Source organism: Mycobacterium sp. E1715 (genome assembly GCF_001667625.1).
Lineage (GTDB): Bacteria > Actinomycetota > Actinomycetes > Mycobacteriales > Mycobacteriaceae > Mycobacterium.
The window spans coordinates 1-2,927 of record NZ_LZJJ01000047.1 but is presented as its reverse complement, the minus strand read 5'-3'; the positions used below and the strand labels follow the sequence as shown (position 1 = coordinate 2,927).

Genomic DNA, 2,927 nt, shown 5'->3' with positions numbered 1-2,927 from the left:
AGATCCTGCGAAAGTTTGACACGAACACAGAAGCTGCGACCGCAAATAGTCAACCATGTTCATCGCTTCGGCGACAGACTTGCGCCTTGGACGCGAGCTCAGCCGGGTCCAAGGAGGGTGCTGATGGCGAGTTTCGGCAGCGAGTTGCTCGCCGCCGCCGTCGCCGGTACCGCCGCCGACGAGCATCCGTTGCGGCACGTCGCCGAGCTGCCGCCGCGCGGCGGCCGCCCGCACCGCTGGCCGACATGGGCCGAGCCCGACGTGGTGCGCGCCTTCACCGACCGCGGCGTCATTTTGCCCTGGTCACACCAGTCGGCGGTCGCGGAATTGGCTCACTCCGGCCGCCACGTGGTGGTGAGCACCGGCACCGCGTCGGGCAAGTCGCTGGCCTACCAACTTCCCGTCCTCAACGCGCTGGCCACCGATCCGCGCGCCCGGGTGCTGTACCTGTCGCCGACGAAGGCGCTGGGGCATGACCAATTGCGGGCCGCCCACACGCTGGCGGGCGCCGTCCCGCGGTGCCATGACGTCGCGCCCACCGCCTACGACGGCGACAGCCCGCCGGAAGTCCGGCGCTTCGCGCGCGAGCGCTCCCGATGGTTGTTTTCCAATCCGGACATGATCCATGTGTCGATCCTGCGCAACCATGCCCGCTGGGCGGTGCTGCTGCGGGGCCTGCGATTCGTGATCGTTGACGAATGTCATTACTACCGTGGGGTTTTCGGCTCCAACGTGGCGATGGTGCTGCGCCGGTTGCTGCGACTGTGCGCGCGGTACTCCTCGGCGCCCACGGTGATCTTCGCGAGCGCCACGACGGACGCGCCGGGCGCGACGGCCGCCGAACTCATCGGGTATCCGGTCGAGGAGGTCGTCGAGGACGGCTCGCCGCAGGGCGCGCGGACGGTGGCCTTGTGGGAACCGGCGCTGCGGCCCGATCTGCTGGGCGAGAACGGGGCACCGGTGCGCCGCTCCGCCGGCGCGGAGGCGGCGCGGGTGATGGCCGACCTGATCGCCGAGGGGGCGCAGACGCTGACGTTCGTGCGCTCGCGCCGCGCCGCGGAGCTGACCGCGCTGGGCACCCAGGCGCGGCTGGACGACATCGCCCCGGAGCTCTCCGGCAAGGTGGCCTCCTATCGCGCCGGCTACCTCGCCGAAGACCGCACCGCGCTGGAACGTGCCCTGGCCGAGGGTCGGCTGCGTGGGCTGGCCACCACGAACGCCCTGGAGCTTGGTGTCGACATCGCCGGACTGGACGCGGTGGTGCTCGGGGGGTTCCCCGGGACCGTCGCCTCGTTCTGGCAGCAGGCCGGCCGGTCGGGCCGGCGCGGGCAGGGCGCGCTGGTGGTGTTGATCGCCCGCGACGACCCGCTCGACACCTACCTGGTCCACAACCCCACCGCGCTGCTGGGCAAGCCCGTCGAACGGGTGGTGATCGATCCCGCCAACCCCTACATCTTGGGACCCCAACTGCTCTGCGCCGCAACCGAAATGCCGCTCGAGGAGGCGGAAGTGCGTGACTTCGGCGCCATCGAGGTGGCCGAGGGCCTGCTCGACGACGGCCTGCTGCGTCGCCGCAACGGCAAGTACTTTCCCGCGGCCGGCCTAGAACCGCATGGCGCCGTGGACATCCGGGGTTCGGCGGGCGGCCAGATCGTGATCGTGGAGGCCGACACCGGGCGGTTGCTGGGCAGCACGGGCGTCAGTCAGGCCCCGGCGTCGGTCCACCCGGGTGCCGTCTACCTGCATCAGGGGGAGAGCTACGTCGTCGACTCACTGGACTTCGACGACGCGATCGCCTTCGTGCACGCCGAGGACCCCGGTTACGCCACGTTCGCCCGCGAAATCACCGACATCGCCGTCACCGGCACCGGAGAACGCGCGCAGTACGGTCCCGTCACACTGGGTCTGGTGCCGGTCACCGTCACCCACCAGGTGGTGGGCTACCTGCGCCGCCGGCTCTCCGGCGAGGTGATCGACTTCATCGAGCTGGACATGCCGGAGCAGACGCTGGCGACCACGGCGGTGATGTACACCATCACCGAAGAAGCGTTGCTGCGCAAGGGTATTGACGCACCGAGGATCCCCGGATCGTTGCATGCCGCCGAGCACGCCGCGATCGGCCTGCTGCCGCTGGTGGCCAGCTGCGACCGCGGCGACATCGGCGGCTTGTCGACCGCGGTGGGACCGGATCCGGCCGGCCTGCCCAGCGTCTTCGTGTACGACGGCTATCCGGGCGGCGCCGGGTTCGCCGAGCGCGGCTATCGCAAGGTGGGCACGTGGCTGGGTGCGACAGCCGCCGCCATCGAGGCATGCGAGTGCCCCCGGGGATGTCCGTCCTGCGTGCAGTCCCCCAAGTGCGGCAACGGCAACGACCCGCTCGACAAGGCGGGCGCGGTGCAGGTGCTGGAACTCGTCCTGGCGCAGTTGCCGCGCGCCGAGCAACCCGGCGGATGACGACCGACCCCTCGACGGTCGACCCCGCGGATCCGCTCTGTGACACCCGCCCCGAGCGCGCATTCCCTGCTGCTTGAAGAAACGGCGGCGTGCTGTCGCACGGTCGGACGAACGCTCACCGGTGAGCGGTTGGCGGCCGGCTGCGCGGGCGCAGCAGCAAACTATCAAAGGCCGCGGCCGCATGGCAACTTCATCGGCATCGGCGTTGCGGCCCGAAGGCGTTGGCGCAGAGAACGATAGCGTTTTCTGCGGCCGATTCGAATCCTGCCGATAGGCCCGAGGTCCCGAGGAGTCGGGCCCCCGCCGTAAAATCTCACCGCATGGGCCACGACTGGTTGCTCGTGGAGACGCTGGGGGGTGAACCCACCGTGGTGGCGCAGGGGCGCCAACTCAAGAACCTCGTGCCCATCACCACGTTCTTGCGCCGCAGTCCCTATCTGTCCGCGGTCCGGACCGCGATCGCCGAGACGGTG

Annotated in this window: 2 protein-coding genes; both read left to right on the top strand. The window is 70.1% G+C overall.

From position 1 onward, the window contains the following. Positions 1 to 123: 123 nt before the first annotated feature. Positions 124 to 2,454, top strand: coding sequence for a DEAD/DEAH box helicase (locus tag A9X03_RS02685; protein WP_068259571.1), 2,331 nt, complete (start codon positions 124 to 126; stop codon positions 2,452 to 2,454). 320 nt (positions 2,455 to 2,774) lie between these two features. Beyond that, positions 2,775 to 2,927, top strand: a 153-nt coding sequence (locus A9X03_RS29630; RefSeq protein WP_197696001.1) for a GAF domain-containing protein, incomplete at its 3' end; no start/stop codon positions are given.